Annotated in this window: 24 protein-coding genes and 1 pseudogene; 11 read left to right on the top strand and 14 right to left on the bottom strand. The window is 64.4% G+C overall.

Annotated elements, in window-relative coordinates; translation table 11 throughout:
- Positions 1-185 precede the first annotated feature (185 nt).
- The 4 genes from rpoN to lptC all read right to left on the bottom strand — a co-directional run bounded on the left by rpoN (position 186) and on the right by lptC (position 4,040).
- On the bottom strand, positions 186-1,715 hold the full coding sequence (rpoN, locus tag CK221_RS18395; RefSeq protein ID WP_095778734.1) for an RNA polymerase factor sigma-54: 1,530 nt from the start codon (positions 1,713-1,715) through the stop codon (positions 186-188).
- A gap of 189 nt (positions 1,716-1,904) precedes the next feature.
- Complete coding sequence (lptB, locus tag CK221_RS18390) at positions 1,905-2,723, bottom strand: LPS export ABC transporter ATP-binding protein (protein WP_095778733.1); 819 nt, start codon at positions 2,721-2,723, stop codon at positions 1,905-1,907.
- Positions 2,723-3,340 carry an LptA/OstA family protein gene (locus CK221_RS18385; protein WP_095778732.1) on the bottom strand — a complete coding sequence of 206 codons (618 nt, stop codon included), beginning with the start codon at positions 3,338-3,340 and terminating at the stop codon, positions 2,723-2,725. The genes lptB and CK221_RS18385 overlap by 1 nt, the downstream gene beginning before the upstream one ends.
- A complete protein-coding gene (gene lptC / locus CK221_RS18380; RefSeq protein ID WP_067004053.1) occupies positions 3,327-4,040 on the bottom strand; it encodes an LPS export ABC transporter periplasmic protein LptC in 714 nt (237 codons plus the stop codon). Before lptC ends, CK221_RS18385 begins: the two co-directional genes overlap by 14 nt.
- A gap of 306 nt (positions 4,041-4,346) precedes the next feature.
- Between lptC and sppA the strand changes: the two genes are divergently transcribed.
- The 4 genes from sppA to CK221_RS18360 all read left to right on the top strand — a co-directional run bounded on the left by sppA (position 4,347) and on the right by CK221_RS18360 (position 7,048).
- A complete protein-coding gene (gene sppA, locus CK221_RS18375) occupies positions 4,347-5,300 on the top strand; it encodes a signal peptide peptidase SppA (protein WP_067318883.1) in 954 nt (317 codons plus the stop codon).
- Positions 5,301-5,375: 75 nt separating this feature from the next.
- Positions 5,376-5,660: an integration host factor subunit beta gene (locus tag CK221_RS18370; protein WP_027165368.1), complete on the top strand. Its 285-nt coding sequence runs from the start codon at positions 5,376-5,378 to the stop codon at positions 5,658-5,660.
- A 61-nt stretch (positions 5,661-5,721) separates the two neighbouring features.
- Entirely contained in the window at positions 5,722-6,054 is a 333-nt protein-coding gene (locus tag CK221_RS18365) for a DUF1049 domain-containing protein (RefSeq protein ID WP_095778731.1), read from the top strand.
- A 22-nt stretch (positions 6,055-6,076) separates the two neighbouring features.
- On the top strand, positions 6,077-7,048 hold the full coding sequence (locus tag CK221_RS18360; protein ID WP_095778730.1) for an ornithine cyclodeaminase family protein: 972 nt from the start codon (positions 6,077-6,079) through the stop codon (positions 7,046-7,048).
- 44 nt (positions 7,049-7,092) lie between these two features.
- On the opposite strand, the gene CK221_RS18355 is transcribed toward CK221_RS18360, so the two are convergent.
- Positions 7,093-7,473 (bottom strand): VOC family protein, encoded by a 381-nt coding sequence (locus CK221_RS18355; protein WP_067319618.1) that lies wholly within the window; start codon positions 7,471-7,473, stop codon positions 7,093-7,095.
- Positions 7,474-7,542: 69 nt separating this feature from the next.
- Positions 7,543-8,252: pseudogene (locus tag CK221_RS18350) on the bottom strand (YafY family protein).
- A gap of 124 nt (positions 8,253-8,376) precedes the next feature.
- On the opposite strand from CK221_RS18350, the gene CK221_RS18345 reads away from it, so the two are divergent.
- The 6 genes from CK221_RS18345 to CK221_RS18320 all read left to right on the top strand — a co-directional run bounded on the left by CK221_RS18345 (position 8,377) and on the right by CK221_RS18320 (position 15,334).
- Positions 8,377-9,435: a class I SAM-dependent rRNA methyltransferase gene (locus CK221_RS18345; protein WP_095778729.1), complete on the top strand. Its 1,059-nt coding sequence runs from the start codon at positions 8,377-8,379 to the stop codon at positions 9,433-9,435.
- Positions 9,436-10,296 (top strand): RNA methyltransferase, encoded by an 861-nt coding sequence (locus CK221_RS18340; protein ID WP_095778728.1) that lies wholly within the window; start codon positions 9,436-9,438, stop codon positions 10,294-10,296.
- Between the two features lie 13 nt (positions 10,297-10,309).
- Positions 10,310-10,798, top strand: a complete 489-nt coding sequence (gene lspA / locus CK221_RS18335; RefSeq protein ID WP_067318893.1) for a signal peptidase II — start codon at positions 10,310-10,312, stop codon at positions 10,796-10,798.
- Positions 10,799-10,850: 52 nt separating this feature from the next.
- On the top strand, positions 10,851-11,840 hold the full coding sequence (locus CK221_RS18330) for an MDR family oxidoreductase (protein ID WP_095778727.1): 990 nt from the start codon (positions 10,851-10,853) through the stop codon (positions 11,838-11,840).
- Positions 11,841-11,983: 143 nt separating this feature from the next.
- A complete protein-coding gene (locus CK221_RS18325; RefSeq protein ID WP_095778726.1) occupies positions 11,984-14,263 on the top strand; it encodes a PAS domain-containing sensor histidine kinase in 2,280 nt (759 codons plus the stop codon).
- 186 nt (positions 14,264-14,449) lie between these two features.
- On the top strand, positions 14,450-15,334 hold the full coding sequence (locus CK221_RS18320) for a GNAT family N-acetyltransferase (RefSeq protein WP_082953625.1): 885 nt from the start codon (positions 14,450-14,452) through the stop codon (positions 15,332-15,334).
- A gap of 94 nt (positions 15,335-15,428) precedes the next feature.
- Here CK221_RS18320 and CK221_RS18315 read toward each other — a convergent pair whose 3' ends face one another.
- Positions 15,429-16,061 (bottom strand): trimeric intracellular cation channel family protein, encoded by a 633-nt coding sequence (locus CK221_RS18315; RefSeq protein ID WP_095778725.1) that lies wholly within the window; start codon positions 16,059-16,061, stop codon positions 15,429-15,431.
- Positions 16,062-16,172: 111 nt separating this feature from the next.
- Complete coding sequence (gene grpE, locus CK221_RS18310) at positions 16,173-16,823, bottom strand: nucleotide exchange factor GrpE (protein WP_095778724.1); 651 nt, start codon at positions 16,821-16,823, stop codon at positions 16,173-16,175.
- Between the two features lie 218 nt (positions 16,824-17,041).
- On the opposite strand from grpE, the gene CK221_RS18305 reads away from it, so the two are divergent.
- Positions 17,042-17,242: a hypothetical protein gene (locus CK221_RS18305; RefSeq protein ID WP_095778723.1), complete on the top strand. Its 201-nt coding sequence runs from the start codon at positions 17,042-17,044 to the stop codon at positions 17,240-17,242.
- Positions 17,243-17,288: 46 nt separating this feature from the next.
- Here CK221_RS18305 and CK221_RS18300 read toward each other — a convergent pair whose 3' ends face one another.
- From CK221_RS18300 to cysG, 6 genes are all read right to left on the bottom strand, one after another.
- Positions 17,289-17,909, bottom strand: coding sequence for a DJ-1/PfpI family protein (locus CK221_RS18300; protein WP_095778722.1), 621 nt, complete (start codon positions 17,907-17,909; stop codon positions 17,289-17,291).
- Between the two features lie 247 nt (positions 17,910-18,156).
- A complete protein-coding gene (locus tag CK221_RS18295) occupies positions 18,157-18,690 on the bottom strand; it encodes a DUF934 domain-containing protein (RefSeq protein ID WP_067318908.1) in 534 nt (177 codons plus the stop codon).
- Between the two features lie 186 nt (positions 18,691-18,876).
- Positions 18,877-19,641, bottom strand: a complete 765-nt coding sequence (locus CK221_RS18290; RefSeq protein ID WP_067004081.1) for a phosphoadenylyl-sulfate reductase — start codon at positions 19,639-19,641, stop codon at positions 18,877-18,879.
- Complete coding sequence (locus CK221_RS18285) at positions 19,616-21,286, bottom strand: nitrite/sulfite reductase (protein ID WP_095778721.1); 1,671 nt, start codon at positions 21,284-21,286, stop codon at positions 19,616-19,618. Before CK221_RS18285 ends, CK221_RS18290 begins: the two co-directional genes overlap by 26 nt.
- A 40-nt stretch (positions 21,287-21,326) precedes the next feature.
- The gene (locus CK221_RS18280; RefSeq protein WP_095778720.1) at positions 21,327-21,632 is read right to left on the bottom strand and encodes a DUF2849 domain-containing protein; all 306 of its coding nucleotides are present in this window, start codon (positions 21,630-21,632) and stop codon (positions 21,327-21,329) included.
- Positions 21,629-23,077 carry a siroheme synthase CysG gene (cysG, locus tag CK221_RS18275; protein ID WP_095778719.1) on the bottom strand — a complete coding sequence of 483 codons (1,449 nt, stop codon included), beginning with the start codon at positions 23,075-23,077 and terminating at the stop codon, positions 21,629-21,631. The genes CK221_RS18280 and cysG overlap by 4 nt, the downstream gene beginning before the upstream one ends.
- Positions 23,078-23,381: the final 304 nt, after the last annotated feature.

The raw sequence follows: 23,381 nt of genomic DNA, 5'->3' as shown, positions 1-23,381 counted from the left end.
CCTTCTGGCCGTCCGAGGCCTTCGCTTTGACGGAGCCATTCGCGAGGCGGGCATCACGGCCCGGCTCATGCGGGCGGGCTTCTAGACACTTCATTGCAGCTTGTCAATGAAACACGAAAACTGTGAAAAATCGCCATTCCTCAGCTCGGACCAAACTAGGTCAGGCCCGATGAATATCAACTGCCCTATCGCCCGGCGTTGGCCAGCGCCCGCTTCTCCCGGCGCCGCTGCACCGATGAAGGAATGTTCATGCCCTCCCGGTATTTGGCGACCGTGCGGCGGGCGATGTCGACGCCGCTTTCCCGCAGCATGTCGACGATAGCGTCGTCGGAAAGCACGTCGGCGGGCTTTTCCTCGTCGATCAGTTGCTTGATGCGGTCACGCACGGCTTCCGACGAATGCGCTTCGCCGCCTTCCGCCGAGGCGATCGAAGCGGTGAAGAAATAGCGCAGCTCGAACACGCCGCGAGGCGTCAGCATGTATTTGTTGGCAGTGACGCGGCTCACCGTCGATTCATGCATGCCGATCGCGTCGGCCACCGTGCGCAGGTTGAGCGGCTTGAGATGCCGCACGCCATGGACGAGGAACGCGTCCTGCTGGCGCACGATTTCCGAGGCCACTTTCAGGATCGTCTTCGCCCGCTGGTCGAGGCTGCGCGTCAGCCAGTTGGCGTTCTGCAGGCATTCGGCCAGAAACTCCTTTTCCGCCTGGTCCTTGGCATGGCCGGAAACCCGGGCGAAATAGACATGATCGACCAAAACGCGCGGCAGCGTGTCGGCGTTGAGCTCCACCGCCCAGCTGCCGTCGGCAGCGGCCCGCACCTCGACGTCGGCAACGATGGCGTCGCTCGCGCCGCCCGAAAACGCGGTGCCGGGACGCGGATCGAGCGCCCGGATCTCGGCCAGCATGTCGAGAAGGTCTTCCTCGTCGACGCCGCAGATGCGTTTCAGCGTCTGGAAATCCCGCCGCGCCAGGAGTTCGAGATTAGCCACCAGGGCCTTCATCGCCGGATCGAGCCGGTCGCGTGCGGCAAGCTGCAGCGACAGGCATTCGGCGAGGTCGCGGGCAAATAGGCCGGCCGGCTCGAAGGTCTGGCAGACCGCGAGCGCTCGCGCCACCGCTCCCATGTCCGCCCCCAGCCGCGCGGCAATCTCTTCCAGATCGGCGCGCAGATAGCCCGCTTCGTCGAGGCTGTCGGCAAGCTCGCCGGCAATCAGGCGCTCGGCGGGTTTGGCGAAGGCAAGCGCGATCTGTTCGCCGACATGCTCGCGCAGCGTCACGATGGTCGCGGCCATCTCGCCGACGTCGAAGCCTTCCGACGAAGCGCTGCCGGCGCTGCCCGCGGATGCCGACTTCCACTGCGCGGTGAGATCCGGTCCGAGCTTTTCGCTGGTGCCGGGATCGTCGGGAAACAGGTTCTCCAGCGAAGAGTCGAGCTTTTCCGAGATCGCCTCGGCACTCCATTCCGTCTCGCTTTCGAACCAGTCGTCCCCGGCGGCGGGTTCTGGAGCGGTCTCGCTCTTCTGCGGCTGGTCGCCGCCCGCATCGTCCTGCGGCTCGGCTCGCTCCAAGAGCGGATTGCGCTCGATTTCCTCGTCGATGAAGCGGTCGAGCTCGACATGGGTGAGCTGCAGCAGCCGGATCGACTGCATCAGCTGGGGCGTCATCACCAGCGACTGGGATTGTCTGAGCTGCAGTTTGGCCGCCAGCGCCATGGTTGGATTCAAACGCCTCGTCTACGCATCGAGCTACCGTTTTTCGGTCGGGCATAGAAACTGGCCCGGCTTTTGCTTGTCAAGGCAAACGCTAGCAGAGACGGCTTACCGGAGCGTTATTCGCGGGCAGAGCAGGCATAAAGCCGGAAAATTCAGCGAGAAATTGCCGCGGAACCGGAATTTTCGCGTTTAGAGCGTAAAACCCTCGCCGAGATAGAGCCGCCGCACATCGGCGTTGGCGACGATCTCGTCGGCGCGGCCATGCGTCAGCACCTGGCCGGCATGGATGATATAGGCGCGGTCGATCAGGCCGAGCGTCTCGCGCACATTGTGGTCGGTGATCAGCACGCCGATGCCGCGCGCGGTCAGATGGCGGACGAGCTGCTGGATGTCGGCGACCGCGATCGGATCGATACCGGCGAAGGGCTCGTCGAGCAGCATATAGGCCGGCCGTGTGGCCAGCGCCCGCGCGATCTCGAGGCGGCGTCTTTCGCCGCCGGACAGCGACATCGACGGCGCCTTGCGCAGATGGCTGATGTGGAATTCCTCGAGCAGTTCGTCGAGCGTGCGCTCACGTTCCTTGCGGCTCTTTTCCACCACTTCCAGAACGGCGCGAATGTTCTGCTCGACGTTGAGGCCCCGGAAGATCGACGCTTCCTGCGGCAGATAGCCGATGCCGAGGCGGGCGCGCCGGTACATCGGCATCGAGGTGACGTCGAAGCCGTCGATCTCGATCGTGCCTTCGTCCACCGGCACGAGACCGGTGACCATGTAGAAACAGGTGGTCTTGCCGGCGCCATTGGGCCCAAGCAGTCCGACGGCCTCGCCGGCCCGCACGCCGAGCGTCACGCCGCTCACCACCTTGCGGCCCTTATAGCTCTTGGTCAGGCCCTTGGCGATCAGGGTGCCCTTGAACTTCGCCTTGTCGGCGCCGATCGTCGCCGGCGCAGACGCTTTTGCGGCCGTCCGCCCCGGGAGGCGGGCCAGCAGCGACGATACGCCGGCCATTAGTTGCTCGACGCTCCCTGCTGGGCCGTGCCCTTTTGGGGCGCGCCCTGCTTCTGCGGCGTGATCGACATGATGACCCGACCGCCGGTGCCGCAACCGTCGACATTGGCAAGGCCGCTTTTCATCTGAACGGTGAGCTTGCAGCCCTTGAGCACGTTGTCGCCCTGCGAGAGCACGACTTCGCTGCCGGAAAGAACGAGCACCTGGGTCTTCATGTCGAACGTGCCCTTGTCGCCGGTGGCGATCTGGTCGTTCGATTTGATATAGACTTTGTTCTCAACCACGAGGTGGTCGATGTTGGCTGCCCCGGTCATCGCCGATGCGCCCGCCGCCGCTCCCTTGGGAGCGTTTGGGTCCTTGACGTAATAGACCGTCATCTTGCCGGCCTTGAGCAGCGTCGGCCCCTGATTGACGGTGACGTTGCCGCTGAAGATCGCCGCGCTGTCGGCTTGACGGACCTCGAGCTTGTCGCTTTCGATCTGGATCGGCTGGTCGCCTGACAATTTCAGGCCGGACATCTGGCTGGTGCCGCCGGATTGGGCAAGCGCCGGCGCCGCCTCGAGCAACATGAAGAGAGAGGCCGCCGCTGCAAGCCTTGCCGAACTACTGCGACGCATTCTGCTCTCCGCCCTTTGCCTCTGCCGCCTTCAGACTTGCCGCGTCAATGTTGACGCGCACCCGGTTCTCGAAGACCACGACCTTGCCGTTTTCTTCCACCGACATCGAGTCGGCGGTGATGCGCGATCCGCCGCGGCTGACATCGACCGGATTGTCGGTCTTCATAGAGCCTTTGCCCATGTCTAGGAAGACCGATTTGAACTTGGCTTCCATGCCGTCGCTCGTCGTCACCAGGACATCGCTTGTGAGGTCCATCGTGTTGGCGTCGCGGTCGTATATGCCATGCGCGGCGTTGACCGCCACCACATTGTCGCTGGCGACGGGCAGCTTGGCGTTGATGCCTTCGAGGTCGATGATACCCTGCTTGCCGACATCCTGTGTCGCCCTGGTCGCCGTCAGCGAATAAGGCAGTTTCTGCTTGGTGAAGCCGTTGAGCTTGGGATTGGCCATCACCAGCTTGCCGTCCGAAAAGGCCGTGCCGTCGGCCTGTACCGAGATCGACACCGGCGCGGCGAGATAAGAATAGACCGGAAAGGCGATCGCAATTGCCGCCGCCAGCAGCGGCACGGCGAATTTCAACACGCGCACGCGGCGCGAATGCCGCTGCGCACGATCGAACGCATCGCCGCGCGTGCCGCTTTCGCCAGCGGCAGCCGATACCGTTTCGGCATCGCTCGTTTCGTCAGATCGCGCCAACATGACTATTTTCTAATGAGCCCTTGCCCCGCCAAACACCGCCTATAGGTGGTATGCCGGTCCCCGCAAGCAAGCACAAGCGGAGGAAAACTGCAAAAATGTGACGGCTACTACCGTACGACTAGGACGAATCCGGCTGCACTGCCAGCTCTTCATAGCAGATAGGAACGGGCTGCGTTAATTTTTCGTGAGGTCGTCGTGACCGCCGCGTTGCGCCAAGACCTGTCAGGGCCAGGGCATCAGGAAACGGTAGCCCCGCGCGGATGGTTGCTTTAAAAGCGTCCTTTCCCACCGAATGTGAGGCTGACCATGGCAATGAGAGCCGACGACCTGATCGACCGCCGCCGCTTGCGCCGCAAGCTGACGTTCTGGCGCGTGACCGCGTTTGTGATTGTGGCGGCAGCTCTGATCGCGTTTTCGGCATGGATCTATGGTGACGATTTCACCGGTCAGGCGATCGACCACATCGCGAAGGTCAAGATTGAAGGCACCATCACCGAGGACGAGGAGCTGATCAAAAGACTGGAGACGATCCGCAAATCCGCAACGGTGAAGGGCGTCATCCTGTCGATCGATTCGCCCGGAGGCACCACGGTTGGCGGCGAGTCGATCTATGAGGAAGTGCGCAAGCTCGCCGCCGACAAGCCGGTGGTGGCCGAGGTCGGCACGCTGGCCGCGTCCGCCGGCTATATGATCGCAAGCGCGGCCGACCACATCGTCGCCCGCAAGACCTCGATCGTCGGATCGATCGGCGTGCTGATCCAGTATCCCGACGTGAGCGGCCTGATGGACAAGCTCGGCATCAAGCTCGAGGAAGTGAAGTCCTCGCCGCTCAAGGCTGCGCCCTCGCCGTTCAAGCCGACCAATGACGACGAGCGCGCCATGGTGCGCAAGCTCATCCTCGACAGCTATGACTGGTTCGTCGGCATTGTCGCCGAACGGCGCAAGATGACCCGCGAGCAGGCGCAGGCGCTGGCCGACGGTTCGATCTTCACCGGCCGCCAGGCGCTCGCCAATCACTTGGTTGATGCCGTTGGCGGCGAACCCGAGGCGATCAACTGGCTGGCGACCAAAGGGGTCGACAGCAAGCTCAAGGTCGTCGAATGGAAGGATACGGAGGGGCACGGCCTCCTGTTTTCGAGAAGCATGACCAAAGCCGTCGCCAATGCGCTCGGCCTGCCGGACGCCGGCGGCGACATCATTCACGAGCTTGGCGCCGACCGCTTGTTCCTTGACGGTCTCGTTTCGGTCTGGCACCCTTGACAACCATTGGGACGAGCCAAATAAAGCAATAAAATCATCCTGATATTTGACCGCAGTGGTTTACGGGGAACGTTCATGATCAAGTCCGAGCTTGTGCAGATCATTGCCGCGCGCAATCCCCATCTTTTCCTCCGCGACGTTGAAAACATCGTCGGCGCGATCTTTGACGAGATCACCGACGCGCTCGCCGAAGGCAACAGGGTCGAGTTGCGCGGTTTCGGTGCCTTTTCGGTGAAAAACCGTCCTGCCCGCACCGGCCGCAACCCCCGCACCGGCGAATCCGTCGAGGTCGAGGAGAAGTGGGTGCCGTTCTTCAAGACCGGCAAGGAGTTGCGCGAAAGGTTGAACGGCGGCAAATAGGCGCTGCGCCGGCAGGTCGGGAAACGACGTTTCGGCGCTTAAGCCACCTCCAGGAGATTTGATGTTCAATCGCGTCATGCTCGTCGTGGTCTTCGTGCCGCTGGCCGTCATCCTGATCGCGCTTGCCGTCGCCAATCGCGGCCTCGTCGCCTTCACGCTCGACCCGTTCCATCCTGGCAATCCGGCGCTGACGCTGAACTTGCCGCTCTTCATCTTCCTGTTCCTGGCTTTGGCCATCGGCATGATCGTCGGTAGCATGGCGACCTGGGTGAAGCAGGGCCGCTACCGCAAGCTCGCGCGCCAGCGCGGGCTGGAGGCCGAGAACTTGCGCCAGGCAGTGAGCCGCGCACCCGCTGCGCCGAAAGGACCGGCGCTGCCGAAGCCGACGAACTAAACAGCGCCTTACGGAGCTTTCCATGCTGACTATTTCGGCCGCCGAGGTCGACCGCGCGCTGACCTTTTCAGGTCTGGTCGAGACACTGCGCACCGCCTTCCGCGAAGGCGCCGTGCAGCCGGTGCGCCACCATCACGCGATCGAGCGGCCGGACGGCGCCGCCTCGACGCTTTTGTTGATGCCGGCCTGGACCGACTTCGACGCCGCCGGCACCTCGGCCGGCGGCCATATCGGCGTCAAGATCGTCACCGTCTCGCCGGACAACAACGCCATCGGCAAGCCGGCGGTGATGGGCCTCTATCTGCTGCTCGACGGCGTGACCGGCGAACCCCAGGCCATGATCGACGGCCAGCGGCTGACGCAATGGCGGACCGCCTGCGCCTCGGCGCTCGCCGCATCCTATCTCGCCCGCGAGGACGCCTCGCGGCTCTTAGTGATCGGCGCCGGCGCGCTGTCACCCTTCCTCGCCAAGGCGCATTCGGCGGTGAGGCCCGTTAAGTCGATCCGCATCTGGAACCGCACGCCGGCCAATGCCGAAAAGGTCGCGGCGGCGCTGCACGCCGAAGGCTTTCCAGCAAGCGTGGCAGGAGACCTCGAAACCGAGCTTGGCGAGGCCGACATCGTCTCGTCGGCGACGATCACGACCGCGCCGCTGATCAAGGGCGCGCTGTTGAAGCCGGGCGCCCATGTCGACCTGGTCGGCGGCTTCACGCCGCAGATGCGCGAGAGCGACGACGATGCCATTTCCCGCGCCCGCGTCTATGTCGATACCCGCGCCGGCGCCACCAAGGAGGCCGGCGACATCGTGCAGCCATTGGCTTCCGGTGTCCTGAAGCCGGAAGCGGTCATCGCCGACCTGCACGAACTGGCGCGTGGCGAGAAACAGGGCCGGCAAAGAGAGAGCGAGATCACGCTGTTCAAGTCCGTCGGCGCAGCGCTTGAAGATCTCGCCGCCGGCATCGCCGTCTACAAGGCGCTCAGCACAAGCCAGTAAGAGATAGGGAAGTCAGCAATCAGGAAGCTCACACCCCTACCGCCCTACTGCCCTGCTGCCTCGTTCGGCCAATAGACACGCAGCCGATGACCGTCGGGATCGAGCGCGACGAAGGTGCGTCCGAAATCCATGTCGGTAGGTGCCTGTAGCATTCTCAGCCCCCGTTCCGCCCAGTCCGCATGCGTGGCGTCGACCGCGGCCGCATTCTCCATCGCAAGCACGAGCTCGCCGCCCCCGCCCGCGGCGGCGGCCGCCGGTTCAACCGTGTGACGCGACCACAAGCCGAGCTTGAAGCCGTTGTCGAGGACGAACATGGCGAAGGTGGGCGAGGCCTCTACTGGCTGGCGCCCGAGCAGCGAGGCGTAGAACGCGCCGCTCTTCTCGGGGCTGTCGACATAGAGGATGACGAAATTGGGCGTGGTCATGTCGGTCTCCAAGGTGTTTGAACCTTGGCCAAGCTAGATCATCCCACTGTCAGATTCTGGCAGCAGCGATCAGCCAGTAGGCTCCTGCGCCGTTTTCAGGGCCGATTCATCGAGCGTCGCTCGCCATTCCTTGAGCATCGCCTGGCGGCGGCGCGGATAGCGGATCTCGGTGGCTGTGAGATCGGCCATGCGGTCGGCGCGGAAATGCCGGAAATCCTGGCGCAGCTCGCACCACGCCACCATCACCCGCACCTTGTCGAAGAAGCCGAGCGCGAACGGCCAGACCATGCGCTCAGAGGCCGCGCCGCCGGCGTCGCGGTAGAGGAAGCCGAGCTTGCGCTCGCTGCGGATCGCCTGCCTGACGATGCCGAGATCGATCGCCTCGCCGCTCGCTGAATTCGGCCCGACCAGCAGCGTCGTGGCGTCGAGATCGTCACGCAGATCGTCCGGCAAGACCGCCGCGATCTTGGAGAACGCATCCGCCGCCGCCGCGGCCAGCCGCTTGTCCGGCTGTTTCGCCACCCAGCGCGAGCCGAGCACGATCGCCTCGATCTCCTCGTCGGTGAACATCAGCGGCGGCAGCATGAAGCCGGGCTTCAGCACATAGCCCAGCCCCGCCTCGCCTTCGATCGGCGCGCCCTGCCCCTGCAGCGTCGCGATGTCGCGATAGAGCGTGCGGACGACACGCCCATTTCCTCCGCAAGCGTGCGGCCGCTGGCCGGCCGGCGGTGGCGGCGCAGAATCTGGATCAGGTCGAGCAGGCGTTCGGAACGGGACATGACCGGAGACTTGCCCGTTTCTTCGGGCGAGGTCCATCGCATCGCGACAGAACAGCGCCGGACCATGCGGTTGCGAAGGTCAAGGGCCTATGCCAAAAGCGGCGTGCCGTTCCGGAGATTGTTCTTGAAGTCCTTTCGCGACCGAAACCGCGACAACCGTCCGCGCCAGCCGGCGAATCCCCCCAGCCAGTCGCGGCTGCGGGAGGCGGCTTCGGCGGAGAGGTCGGAGCCGCATCATCGTCAGGAAGCAAAACCAGCGCAGCGCCCTCTTGCACGCCGCGAAGGCCCGTTGCCCGCCGAGCGCCTGCCGCTGATCCTCGAGGTCGCGCCGAATGCCGACTATGCTCTGCTGGACAGCGGCGCCGGCGAAAAACTGGAGCAGTACGGGCCCTACCGCATCGTGCGCCCCGAAGGCCAGGCTATCTGGCAGCGGGCGCTTCCCGCCAAGGAATGGCAGCGCGCCGACGCCATCTTCACCGGCGACACCGACGAGGAAGGCATCGGCCGCTGGCGTTTTCCAAAAACGCCGCTCGGCGAAACCTGGCCGATGAAGCATGACGGCATCGACTATCTCGGCCGCTTCACCTCATTCCGCCATGTCGGCGTCTTTCCCGAACAAGCCTCGCATTGGGACCACATGGCCGGCCTGATCGCCGCGGCAAAGCGACCGATCAAGGTGCTGAACCTCTTCGGTTACACAGGCCTTGCCTCGCTGGTGGCGGCGCGCGCCGGCGCATTGGTCACTCATGTCGACGCCTCGAAGAAGGCGATCGGATGGGCGCGCGAGAACCAGGAGAGAGCCGGCCTCTCCGACAAGCCGATCCGCTGGATCGTCGAGGACGCGGTTAAGTTCGCCGAGCGTGAGGAGCGCCGTGGCAGCCACTATGACATCGTGCTCTTCGACCCGCCCGCCTATGGCCGCGGTCCCAAGGGGGAAGTCTGGCAATTGTTCGAGGATCTGCCGGGGCTCACCGATCTCTGCCGCTCGATCCTGACGCCGAAGCCGATCGCCGTGGTGCTGACCGCCTATTCGATCCGCGCCTCCTTCTTCGCCATCCATGCCTTGATGCGGGACGCCTTCGCCGGCATAGGCGGCACGGTCGAATCCGGCGAGCTGATCATCCGCGAGAAATCCGCCGGCCGCGCGCTGTCGACGTCGCTGTTCTCGCGCTGGGTGGCTTGAATGGTCCCGCATGATGGCGCCCGGCCCGTCGGGCAGGTCAAGGAAGTCACCAGCCTCGCCAATCCGCTGGTCAAGGACATCAAGGCGCTGGCGCTGAAGAAGTTCCGCGACCAGCAGAACGCCTTCATGGCGGAAGGCCTGAAGCTGGTCATCGACGCACTCGACCTCGGCTGGTCGATCAGGACGCTCGTCTTCGCCAAGGCCGGGCGCGGCAACGCGGCGATAGAAAAGGTCGCGGCGCGCACTGTCGCCGCCGGCGGCACCGTGCTCGAAGTCTCGGAAAAGGTGCTGGCGGCAATCACCCGCCGGGAAAACCCGCAAATGGTCGTCGGCGTCTTCGTCCAGCAGACGCTGCCGCTGAAGGATATCCGCGCCACGGACGGCGACGTCTGGGTCGCGCTCGACCGCGTTCGCGATCCCGGCAATCTCGGCACGGTCATCCGCACCGTCGACGCCGTCGGCGCCAAGGGCGTCATCCTGGTTGGCGACACCACCGATCCGTTTTCGCTGGAAACCGTGCGCGCCACCATGGGCTCGATCTTTGCCGTGCCGGTCGCGAAGGCGACGGAGCAGGCTTTTCTGGCCTGGCGGCGCGACTTTCCGGGCCTCGTCGCCGGAACGCATCTGAAGGGCGCGGTCGACTACCGGTCGGTCGACTTTTCGAGAGGCCCGGTGCTGCTTTTGATGGGCAACGAGCAGCAGGGCCTGCCCGACAGCCTTGCGCACAGTTGCGACCGGCTGCTCAGGATCCCGCAGGCCGGACGCGCCGATTCTCTCAATCTGGCGGTTGCTACCGGCGTCATGCTGTTCGAAATCCGGCGTGGCGCGTTGAAGCTCGACCCCACTGCCGACTCGCGATGAGGGCTGCGAAAACGTGAAATCCTGGTCCCCTTACGCCCTGCTGGTCGTGCTCGCTATCGCACTCGACCAGTGGATAAAACAGCTGGTGGAAAACGGCCTCGCCTTCCAGGAAAAGGTGGATCTTCTGCCTTTCCTGGCGCTGTTTCGCACCTACAACACCGGCATCGCCTTCTCGATGTTCTCGTCCTTCGGCGACACCGGCCTGGTGGCCATCGCCGCGCTCGTCGTCGCCTTCGTGCTCTATCTGGCGGTGCGCACGCCCGCCGGTCACGTCCTTGCCCGGATCGGCTTCGCCCTGATCGTCGGCGGCGCGCTCGGCAATCTGATCGACCGCGCGGTCTACGGCCACGTGATCGACTATATTCTTTTCCACACGCCGGTCTGGTCCTTCGCGGTGTTCAACTTTGCCGACGCCTTCATTTCCGTCGGCGCCGCGCTGGTCGTCTTCGACGAGCTGATCGGCTGGCGGCGGGAAACCAGGTCCCAGGATCCAGGCAATTGACCTGGCGCGGCCACCGCCGCAAATTTGTTTCAAACAAAACGAGGAGACCAAAGTGTCCGATACCTTCAAAGCCATCCTCGTTTCGCGCGACGCCGAGAAGAAGCAGTCGGTCGGGATCGTCGACCTCACCGAAGCTGACCTGATGGAAGGCGATGTCACCGTCGCCGTCGAGGCGACGACGGTGAATTACAAGGATGGGCTGGCCATCACCGGCAAGGCCCCGGTCGTGCGCCGCTGGCCGCTGGTGCCCGGCATCGATTTCGCCGGCACTGTCATCGAATCTTCGCACCCCGACTGGCGCAAGGGCGACAAGGTCATCCTCAATGGCTGGGGCGTCGGCGAGACGCATTACGGCGCCTTTGCCGCCCGCGCCCGCGTCAAGGGCGACTGGCTGGTGCCGCTGCCCGACGGCATGAGCCCGCATGATGCGATGGCAGTCGGCACCGCCGGCTATACGGCAATGCTCGCCGTGATGGCGCTGGAGCGGCATGGCATCGTGCCGGATCGCGGACCGGTGGTGGTGACGGGGGCCGCCGGCGGCGTCGGCTCGGTCGCCATCTCGATCCTCTCCACTCTCGGCTACCATGTGATCGCCTCGACCGGGCGCAATGCCGAAAGCCCCTATCTGATCAACCTCGGCGCGGCTGAGGTGATCTCACGCGACGAGCTCAGCCAGCCGGCCAAGCCGCTGGCCAAGGAACGCTGGGCCGGCGGCGTCGACTCGGTCGGCACCCATACGCTGGCCAACGTGCTGTCGATGACGTCCTATGGTGGCGCGATCGCCGCGTGCGGCCTGGCCGGCGGCATGGACCTTCTGACGAGCGTCGCCCCCTTCATCCTGCGCGGCGTCTCGCTGCTCGGCATCGATTCCGTCATGGCGCCGAAAGCGGTCCGCCTCGAGGCGTGGCGCCGCATTGGCGCCGACCTCGACCTCAAGAAACTGTCGACCCTGTCGCGGTCGATCGGCTTCGACGGCATCATCGGCGCCGCGCGCGACATCGTCGAGGGCAGGATCAGAGGCCGCGTGGTAGTCGATCTGTAGGGCAATCCCAGGAATAGCGTTCGGCGATTTCCTGTCCGAACTGCCCAAAATCAGGCAAAAACTGCCGGTTATCGGCACGGACGATTAAAATTCGAACGATCCGCCGCAATCTTCCATAATCTCTGTCTGGCAGGGTTTTCCGCATGCTCGCGGACTCCGACTTCAGACAGGACAGCAAAGCCGCAGGCGACGACGGACTGGGTCCTGACGCGCCGAAGCGGCAGGTGCTTGTCGCGCCGCCGCTGGTCCCCGCATTGCAAGCGGACAGTCATGAAGGCCTGCCGTTCCTGACGATCGTCGCCATAGTCGTCCTGGCCGGGCTGGCGCATCTCACCGGAGCGCCGATCTTCATCACCATAGGCCTCCTGGCGACGGGTCTGGGCGGCCTGATGATGCATCTGCGCAACCAGCGCGCCGAGCGGCGCACCGCCGCACTTCTCGACGAGACGGCCGCCCGTAGCCGCGCCGAGATCGAGACCCTCGCCGATCGCATGTGGGAGATGCAGGAGAGCGAAGAGCGTTTTCGCGGTCTGATCGATGCGCTCGGCGACCTCGTTGTCCATCGCGACCGCGACGGCCACATCGTCTACGCCAACAAGGTGTTCGCCTCGCTCGTCGAGATCGATCAGCGCGACCTCGCAGGCAAGACGCTTTCCGAGCTCGGCATCGACGTCGGCGTCGTGCCCGAGGCCGCCTTTTCGGATCATGAATGCCTGAGCTCCACCGATGTCGCCATCCGCACGCCGAACGGGCCGCGCTGGTTCTCCTGGATCGAGCTCTCGGTGCGGGACAGGGACACCGGTGCTGTTTCGCACCGGGCGATCGCCCGTGACATCACCGCCCGCAAGCGCGCCGAATCGTCGCTGATCACCGCCCGCGAGCGGGCCGAATACGCCAGCCAGGCCAAGTCGCGCTTCCTTGCCACCGTCAGCCACGAGATCCGCACGCCGATGAATGGCATCATGGGCATGGCGAAGCTGCTTGCCGACACCGACCTGTCGCCCGAGCAGCGTACCTATGTCGGCGCCGTCTCGACTTCCGCAAGCTCGCTGCTGGCGATGATCGAGGATCTGCTCGACTACTCCAAGATCGAGGCCGGCCGCTTCGATCCCGAGCCGCAGCCGACATCACTGCGTGAGATCGCCGACAACATCATCGAGTTGCTGGCCGCGAAGGCCTTCTCCAAGACTATCGGCCTCGGCTGTCACGTCGAACCCGACGTGCCGCAGATGATCACCGCCGACCCCGGTCGCGTGCGCCAGGTGCTGCTCAACCTCATCGGCAATGCCGTCAAGTTCACCGACACAGGCGGCGTGCTGCTTACCGTCGCGCGCGCCAGCACCGAGAGCACCGACCGCATCCGCTTCACCATCGCCGACACCGGTCCGGGGCTGCGCGAAGAGGATATGGAGCGCATCTTCGAGGAATTCGAGCAATCCGACGGTACTTCGACCAGGGTGCACGGCGGCGCCGGTCTCGGCCTCGCCATCTCCAAGCGCCTGGTGATCGCCATGGGCGGCACGATCTCGGTTTCGAGCCGGCTAGGCGAGGGATCCGAATTCGTCTTCGACATTCCGGCGACCGCGGCAACCCAACCGCCACAGTATCGCCGGGACATCCTCTCGGGCCGATGCGCGGTGATCGTGTCCAAGAATGCCGTCGAGGCCGATGCCATCGCTCGCACCATCCGCGCGCATGGCGGTGCCGTTGAGATCGCGGCCACGCCGGACCAGGCCATTGCCTTCGCCGCCGGCTGCAACGTGCTTCTGGTCGACGCCGCGCTCGAGAACAGCGACGGCCGCCTGCTCAAGCGGCTGCGTCAGAGCGGTTTTGTCGACTGCCAGGCCATCACCCTGATCGCACCCGCCGATCGCGGCATGCTTGGCGAATTCCGCGCCAACGGCTACGCGACGTTCCTCGCCCGGCCGGTGCGCGGCGAAACGCTGCTGCGCGTGCTGTTGACCAGCCATGTGCCGGCACCCGCCGAGCCGCGGTCGGAACCGCGCGGCACCGCGTCCGTCCGTCGCCGCGACAAGGGCCTGTCCGTGCTGATCGCGGAGGACAATGACATCAACGCGATGCTTGCCCGCGCCACGCTGCTCAAGGCTGGACATCGCGTCAAGATCGTCAGCAATGGCAAGGCCGCGGTCGAAGCCGTCACCGACGCCGGCCTCAAGCATCGTTTCGATGTCGTGCTGATGGATCTCCACATGCCGGTGATGGACGGGCTGGACGCGATCGCCGCCATCCGCCGCCATGAGGAAGCGCTTGCCGTCCCGCCGATCCCGATCATGGTGCTTTCGGCCGACAGCCAGGAAAAGACGCGCCACACGGTTTTGGCCCACGGCGCCAGCGGCTTCGTCACCAAGCCTCTCCACCCCGATGCGCTCGTCCAGGCCGTCGAGAGCCAGGCAGCGGCGTAACGAATTTTTTAGACTTTCCCGAACGCCTTGGATTGCTTGGCTTTCGCAGCCATAAGATAGCCGGTTGAGGGTATTGCCCAGCCGGCGAAGTATTGCCGGGATCGCCGTATCACGGTACTGTCACAATCCTGTTGCACCTACACCGTATCCCCGTGCCAAGAGGGATGGCTCGAAGGAGAATCACTCGTGCATACAGTCATGCCTGAATGCGATACTCGGCCGAACGCCAGCGCCCTTCTCGGCGCGCGTGCCGCCGACGCTTTCGCAAGCGGCGCACCGCTGGGCCGCATCGGCAACCTGGAAGTGCGGCTCGCCCGCAACGGGGCCGAGATCGCCGCCGCCCAGGAAGTGCGTTATCGGGTATTCTATGACGAGCTCGGCGCGAGGAAGGATTTGTTCCAGGCGCAGGATCGGCGCGATGCCGACCGCTTCGACCCGCTCTGCGATCATCTCCTGGTTTTCGACACCTCGCTTCCCGGCCCAGAGCACCGCCGTATCGTCGGCACGTATCGCCTGCTGCGGCAGGAGATCGCCACCGCGGCGGGCGGCTTCTACTCCGAGGGCGAGTTCGAGCTGACCAAGCTGGTGGCGCGCCATCCGGGCCAACGCTTCCTGGAGCTCGGGCGCTCCTGCGTGCTGCCGGAATATCGCTCCAAGCGCACCATCGAGGCGCTCTGGCAAGGCATCTGGGCCTATATCAACCACTATGGCATCGGCGTGATGACCGGCTGCGCCTCCTTCCACGGCACCGTGCCGGCGGCGCATGCGGAGGCGCTTACCTACCTCGCCCATCACTGCCGCACCGACCAGGCCTGGGATGTCCGGGCGGTGGCCGGCCGCTACTGCTCGATGGACTTGATGCCGATCGAGGCGGTCAATGCCAAGGCCGCGATCGCCGCCATGCCGCCGCTCGTCAAAGGCTATCTGCGTGTCGGCGCCCGCATCGGCGACGGCTGCGTCATCGACCACGAATTCTCCACCGTCGACATTTTCGTTGTCATGCCGGTCAAGGAGATCGGCGCCCGCTACGTCAACTACTATGGCGGCGAAGGCCAACGTTTCGCGGCGTGAGTCTGGCGAATAGCGAATAGCGGAGGAAGTAGCGATAGTAGGCTGATTACAACAGCCCATTCGCTACTCTCTATTCGCTATTCGTTGTTTGCTATCACGGAATATCCTCCGGCCTTCGCCCCGGCCGGCTCTTATAGGCCGGGAACGACCAGCCGAACTTGAGCGCCCCGCCCCGCACCAGGAAGGCCGCCGCAAAGCCGAGCAGGCTGGATGGCAGGGCCGACATGCCAACGAGATCGCCAAACGTGAAGAGCGCTGCGCCCGCAAGCGCCGCCGTGACATAGATTTCGGGCCTGAGCAGCACGGAAGGCTCGCCTGCGATCAGGTCGCGCAATATGCCGCCGAAGGTCGCGGTGAGCACCCCGGTGATGACCGACACGACCGGCGAGCCGGTGATCGCCAGGCCCTTTGCAGCCCCCATCACCGCAAAGGCGGCAAGCCCGATCGCATCGAGCCAGAGCAGCAGCTTGTAGCGGGATTCCACACGATGGGCGCTGAAGAAGACAAGCACCGCCATCACGGCGCAGATCAGCACATAGCCGCTGTTGGCGACCCAGAACACCGGCAGGTTGAGAATGACGTCGCGTAGCGTTCCGCCACCGATGCCGGTGATGCTGGCCAGAAACAGGAAGCCGATGATATCGAGCTCTTTGCGTGACGCGGCAAGCGCGCCGGTCGCCGCGAAGACGGCGACGCCGGCATAGTCGAGCAGCTCGATGGGATTCATGGGCGAGCGAATAGTGATTGGCGAATAGTCAGTGCACAGTGAATATCACGAAGCGGTGCGGTTGGTACCGTCCTTCCCTATTCGCTATTCCCTATTCGCTATTGGCTCCCTTCACGCATCCTTCTCGGCCTGCTCGTTCACCGGACCCGGCTCGACCGGCGCTTCGGCGGCGGCCGCCTTTGGGCCGCCCTTGGAGACGCCGACCATCGCCGGCCTCAACACGCGCTCGCCGATCGAATAGCCGGGTTGCACGACCTGGACCACGGTCCCGGCCGGAACGTCGGGGTTGGGCACTTCGAACATCGCCTGATGGAAGTTCGGGTCGAACTTCTCGCCTTCGGGCGCAAGCTTCTTCACCCCATGCCGCTCCAGCGCCGCCAGCATGGCGCGCTCGGTGAGGTCGACGCCCTCGATCAGCGCCTTGAAGCCGGCATCGCCGGAGGCCTTGGCCTCGGTCGGAATGGCGTCCAGCGCGCGGCGCAAATTGTCCGACACCGACAGCATGTCGCGCGCGAAATTGGCCACAGCGTAGGTGCGCGCGTCATGTACATCACGCGCGGTACGGCGCCGCAGATTCTCCATTTCGGCAGCTATCCGAAGCGCCCGGTCCTTCAGTTCCTCGTTTTCCTTCAGCAACCGCACAAGCGCCTCATAGTCGCCGTCGACGCCGCCTTCCGCACGTTCGCCGGAAGCCCGGACCTCGGAAGCCTGGTTGACTTCGATTTCCTCGGGCGCGCGTTCGTCTTTTGCCTGGTCGCTCATCGCCGTTTCCCGTCATTCGGATTGGTTTGGATTTGCGCCCGATATCGAGGTTTAGGGGCCAAAAATCAAGGGGCAAGCGCCGATGACGGCCCTTCCACGATCGCTCCAAATTAATTCAAATTTTACCGTACCGGACGGCTTTGCTTGCCACTAAGGGCCTATGCGGGAACCATTGCCGGGCTGCGAGAGTTTCGAAGCCGACACAGGATTTTGGGACCATGAAGGGCAACATCGGCGAAAGGCGCGCCAAGCTCGCCGACGATATCAGGCGACAGGTTGGCACCGAAGCGACCAAGCGCCTTCTGCGCACGCTGCCGGCATTTCGCCTGGAAAAAGAAGTGCCAAAGCAGTTCACGGATCTGCTCGACCGCCTGGACGGCGCCGAAGCGGACAAGGTGGGCGGCCAGCGGCAGCACTAGCCGCAGACCGCCCTTTCCCAGTTCCACAGCGTAAGGCGCTGAGGAGCTATGCGGCTCTGCGCTCGTCGCGCATCAGCGCCTCGCCATGGCGGATCTCTGTGCCAAGCACCTTGAGGCACTCCCGCATGAACGCCGCAAGGCCGGGCCATCCCTTTGCCGAAACCAGATTGCCGTCGACATGCGCGCCGGTCGGCGACACGTCGATATAGGTGCCCCCGGCAAGCGTCACTTCGGGCTCGCAATACTGCAGCGCCGCCACCTCCCTGCCGCGCACCACGCCGTCGACCGCGATCAGGATTTGGACGCCGTGGCAGATGGTGAAGATCGGCTTGCCGGTGTCGTGGAAATGCCTGACCAGCGCCTGCACGCGCTTGTCGATGCGAATATATTCCGGCCCGCGTCCGCCCGCAGCGTAGACCGCGTCGTAATCGGCGGGATTCACCTCGGCGAATGTCTCGTTGAGGATATAGTCGTGGCCGAGCTTTTCCGTATAGGTCTGATGGCCCTCGAAGTCGTGCAGCGAGGTCTTGAGCACGTCGCCGGCCTTCTTGTCCGGGCAGACGACATGGACGGTGTGACCGACCGCATGCATCGCCTGTTCAAAAACGAAAATCTCGTACTCTTCGCTGAACTCGCCAACGAGCATCAGTATCTTCTTGCCTGCCATGCCGTTTTCCTCCCTTGCCGGCGGTTTATTTCGGGGCGCGAAATAATCACCGTATCCTAAGGGCAAGGCCGCAAAAGGGGAAGTGAAATTCGCAGAACTGGTCTGACCAGATTGTTTTCAACGAGGCGTATGCAACCAGACCAGCTCCGCGCGGACCTCGAAAACAAGATGCTTGGTCAGACCAAAGCTGCAGGCTCGCTTGGTTTTTTATCGGACCGGTGCCTTCGGCGGTCAGGGCGGGACGGCGTCAGCCCGGGCGTTTGCGCCGCCAGGAATATTTCGGGCCCTTGGCTTCCGGCTCTACCGCCGGCTGGTAATAGACCGGCAAGCCGCCTGTGCGGCCTTCCTCTAGCCGCTTCAACAGCACCGGATTGGAGACCTCGAACTCGTCGAAGCCGAGCCGCAGCATATGCGGCAATTGATCGACCAGCACCTGGCCCGTGGCGCGGACCGCGCCTTTGAAGTTATGCCGGGTGCGCAGCAATTCGCCCTTGGAGAAGGAGCGGCCGTCGTTGAAGGCCGGGAAGGCAAGCGCCACCAGCGACAGCTGGTCGAGCAGGCCGACGATCTTGTCGAGCTCGTCGCCGGGGAGCAGGAGCACGCCGAGGCGCTCCTTGGCCGACCTGCGGATATCGTCATCGAGCCCGAGAAAGGCCTGCAACGGGAGGATGAAGCGGCCATTGCCGGCAAGCGCTTCGGCGCTCTCGGCATGGGTCCATTCGTCCTCGCGGAAACCGTTCGGGGTCCAGAGGCGCGTTTCCGATTTGGTCGGCTCAGTCATCAAAATTCCTAATGCCCTAAGATCCTAATGCCCTAAGAATGAAAGGATATGTCGCTGTTCAGGTCGGCCCGGAGTCGAAAATGGTGGCTTTCGAGAACGGGAGCGGAGCGTACTTCAACTACGCGAGCTCCGAAAGCGCAGGAACCCGCCATTTGCAGGCCGGCCTCACCTGAGTAGCGGCTGTCCTTAAAGTGATGCGTCGGTCAGCGACTTCTCCAGCCCCGACAGATGGATGCCGCACTCGGTCTTGGCGTGCCCCGCCCAGCGGCCGCTGCGCGCATCCTCGCCTGGCTGTACCGGCTGCGTGCAGGGGAAGCAGCCGATCGACAGATAGCCATAGGCGACCAGCGGGTTTTCGCGCAGCGCATGCGCGCGCATGTAGTCGGCCTGGTCGGATGTCGTCCAATGCGCGAGCGGATTGATGCGGATGCGCGAGCCGACGGCCTCGAAGACCGGGAGTGCCGCGCGCGTCGAAGCCTGGAAGCGCTTGCGACCGGTGAACCAGGCGCGGAACGGCTCGACGCCACGCGCCAGCGGCTCAACCTTGCGCAGGTTGCAGCACGCGTCGGTAGCGGTCTCATGCAGCCGGCCGGTCGGATCGACGCGTTCGAGCGCCGCTTCGTTCGGCTTGATCACTCTGACATCGGTCAGGCCGAAATCGGCGACCAGCGCGTCGCGGTAGCCCAGCGTCTCCTCGAAATGCTTGCCGGTGTCGAGAAAGATCACCGGCAGCGAGCGGTCGATCTCGGCAATCATGTGCAGGAGGACTGCCGAATCGGCGCCGAAGGACGACACGGCGGCAACCTCGCCGCGGAAGAATTCACGCGCCGAGCGCTCGATGATCTCGATCGGCTTCAGATGGCCGAGCAGCGCGTCGAGCCCCGCCGCTTCCGCGGCGACGCCGGCCTCGACGCCGCCGATCCGGTCAAGCGGCCTTGGTTTCGCCAGCATAGAGCGCCTCCTTGAACGGCGCGGGACCGACACGGCGGTAGGCGTCGATAAAACGTTCACTGGGATTGAGCCGAAGGCCGAGATAGGTGTCGACGATCTGCTCGATGGCATCGGTGATTTCTTCCGAAGAGAAACCGCGGCCGATGATCTCGCCGACCGACGTGTTCTCGTCGGCCGAGCCGCCAAGCGTGACCTGATAGAGCTCGGAGCCCTTCTTCTCCACGCCGAGAATGCCGATATGGCCGACATGATGGTGGCCGCAGGCGTTGATGCAGCCGGAAATCTTCAGCTTCAGCTCACCGATCTCGCGTTGCCGCTCCAGCGAGGCGAAGCGGCGCGAGATTTCCTGCGCGACCGGAATCGAACGCGCCGTGGCAAGCGCGCAATAATCGAGGCCGGGGCAGGAGATGATATCGCTGATCAGGTTGGAATTGGCGGTCGCCAAGTCGATCTCGACCAGGGCGTCATAGACGGCCTTGAGGTCGGCGCGCGCCACATGCGGCAGGATCAGGTTCTGCTCGTGGCTGACGCGCAGCTCGTCGAAGGCGTATTTCTCGGCGATGTCGGCAACCGCCTCCATCTGGCTGTCGGAGGCGTCGCCGGGCACCTCGCCGATGCCCTTGAGCGAGATCGTCACCGCCGCATAGTCGGGATGGCGATGCGTTATCACATTCTGGTCGAGCCACTCCGAAAAACTCTTGGAATCGAGCCGCGCCTGCTTTACCTGCGCGTCGCCTTCCGGCCGGTCGGGCAATGCCGGCGGCGCGAAATAGGCATTGATCGCCTGGATGTCGGCGTCCGGCAGCTTCAGCTCCGCGTCCTTCAACTCCTGCCATTCGGCCTCGATCTGGCGGGTGATCTCCTCGACCCCGGTCTCGTGGACGAGGATCTTGATACGCGCCTTGTACTTGTTATCGCGGCGGCCATAGAGGTTGTAAACGCGCAGGATCGCCGTGCAGTAGGACAACAGCTCGGCTTCCGGCAGGAAGTCGCGGATCTTCTTGGCGACCATCGGCGTGCGGCCCTGGCCGCCACCGACATAGACGGCAAAGCCCAGCTCGCCGGCCGCGTTCTTCTTCAGATGCAGCCCGATGTCGTGCGTCTGAATGGCGGCGCGATCACGCTCGGCGCCGGTCACCGCGATCTTGAACTTGCGCGGCAGGTACGAGAACTCCGGATGCACCGACGACCACTGGCGCAGGATCTCCGCATAGGGACGCGGATCGGCAACCTCGTCGGCGGCCGCGCCGGCGAAATGGTCCGCGGTGACGTTGCGGATGCAGTTACCGCTGGTCTGGATGGCATGCATCTCGACGCTCGCCAGATCAGCAAGGATCGCCGGGATGTCGGACAGCGCCGGCCAGTTGAACTGGATGTTCTGGCGCGTGGTGAAGTGGCCGTAGCCCTTGTCGTATTTGCGGGCGATGTGGCCGAGCATGCGCAATTGCCTGCTGTTCAGCGTGCCGTAGGGCACGGCGATACGCAGCATATAGGCGTGCAGCTGCAAATAGACGCCATTCATCAGCCGGAGCGGCCGGAACTGGTCCTCGGTGATCTCGCCGGCAAGCCGGCGCTGCACCTGGTCGCTGAACTCGGCGACGCGGGCCTTTACGAAATCGTGGTCGAACTCGTCGTAACGGTACATGCTTCGTCTTTCAGGGCGCGTCCGCCCGCTTTCTTGTGTTCTATGCCGCCCGTGCCGGAGCCGGGCTCGCCTGCTTGCCGATGTCGGTGCGGATGCTGGGGCCCGCGGCGCGGATCTTCTCGCGCAGCCGCACCGGCTCGACCACGCCGTTGATCACGGTCACATCGATCAGGTTGACGTCGACGACTTCGTTGTTGGCAGCGGCCGCGGCGCCGATGGCCTCGAGCCGATCCTCCGCCGCCTTGTCATGGGCGATGTCGGCATGAGTGACGGTCTCCGCCCAGCCGCCATCGGCGTACCAGACGGCGATACCGTCCGAGAGCCTGTTCGCGGTCAGAACCTTCATTGCTCAACTCCTTCGGCTGCTACGCCGGCCGTATCTTCACGCGTGTGCGCCGCAAGCGGCTCGGATTGTTCGAAATTGGCGCCGGCGACCGCGTCGCCGATGATGGTCATGACCGGACCGGTAAGATCGGCGCGCGCTTCCAGCGACGGCAGGTCGGCGAGCGTGCCGTGGAAGCGGCGGCGATTGCCAAGGCTGGCATTCTCCACCACGGCGACGGCAGTATCGGGCGACAGCCCGGCTTCGATCAGCCGGCTGGCGACTTCGGCTGCGACCGAGCGGCCCATATAGACGGCGACGGTGGCGCCCGAAATGGCAAGCTTTGCCCAATCGGGCAGTGAGTTGCCCTTGAGGTCATGCCCGGTGGTGAACACCATCGAGGACGTCACGCCGCGCAGCGTCAGCGGCAATTCGAAATCGGCGGCCGCGGCGAAGGCGGCGGTCACGCCCGGAACCACCTCATAGGCGATGCCGGCCTCGCGAAGTGCTGCCATTTCCTCGCCCGCCCGCCCGAACACAAGCGGATCGCCTGATTTCAGCCGCACCACGCGCTTGCCGGCGCGGCCAAGCTCGACGAGCAGAGCGTTGATTTCTTCCTGGCTCTTGGAATGGCAGCCCTTGCGCTTGCCGACAGGCAAGCGCTCGGCATCCCGGCGCCCCATGGTGACGATCGCTTCCGGCACCAGCGCGTCGTAGACGATCGCGTCGGCCTCCATCAGCAGGCGGTGGGCGCGCAGCGTCAAAAGATCCTCCGCGCCCGGGCCGGCGCCGACCAGAGCGATGTGACCTGCGGTCGGCGCGTCCGAAGTCAGAAGTTCGAGCGCAGCACCGTGCGCCCTGGCGAACTCTCCGGCTTCAACCGCCTTGGCCGGGAGGCCGGCGAAGAAATCGCTCCAGAACCGGCGGCGGCGATTGCCTTTCGGCAGCCGCTCGGCAGCAGTGCGAAACGACGACGCCAAGGCCGCCAGCCGGCCAAGCGACGGCGACAGCATGCGATCGATGCGCACCCGCAGCAGCTGCGCCAGCACAGGGCCGGCGCCCTCGGTGCCGATGGCGATGGCGACCGGCGCGCGGTTGACCAGCGCCGGTGTGAAGAAATCGCAGAGCTCAGGCCGGTCGACGGCGTTGACCGGAATGCCCAGCCGGCGGGCGTCTTCCACCACGCGGCGGTCGAGCGCCTCGTCGCCGCTGGCGGCAAACACCATGGCCGCGTCCTCGAGGTGCGCGGCATCGTAGGCGACATCGACGTGGACAGCGCCGGTGGTTGCAATGAAATTCCGAAGCTCGGGATCGGCATTGTCCGCAGTGATGCGCAGCGTCGCGTTTGACTGAGCAAGCAGCCTGGCCTTGGCCAGTGCCTCCTCGCCGTTGCCGACGATGGCCACGGCTTCGCCGTCGACCCGCAGGAAAACGGGGAAGGCGTTGAGCTTGGCATTGGCTGGCGACATGGCGATAAACAGTACGAGAACAGTCTGGCAGTTTTATGCGGGCCTGGGAAAAACCAGAAGGCAAGCACTCGCGCATCCCTTGATGGCAGGCAATCGCTTTTTCGCAGCCGCGGAAGGCAGGAGAAAAAAATTCTACGCCGGAGCTTGAGGTGGTCAGGCACCTCTCCGAGAGCTATTGATCCGGCACAGTTTTTAGCGCCGTGCAGCCGACACGGCAAAACGGTTTTTTCTAAATTCTACTAACTTAGTAGATTAAGACGCGGTCTTGCTGGTGGGTGAGGTCGCTGCCGCCTGCAGCACATCC

It is taken from the genome of Mesorhizobium sp. WSM3868 (assembly GCF_002294785.1).
Taxonomy (GTDB): Bacteria; Pseudomonadota; Alphaproteobacteria; order Rhizobiales; family Rhizobiaceae; genus Mesorhizobium.
Note: the sequence above shows the minus strand (reverse complement) of the source record. Positions and strands in the feature narration are given on the sequence as shown.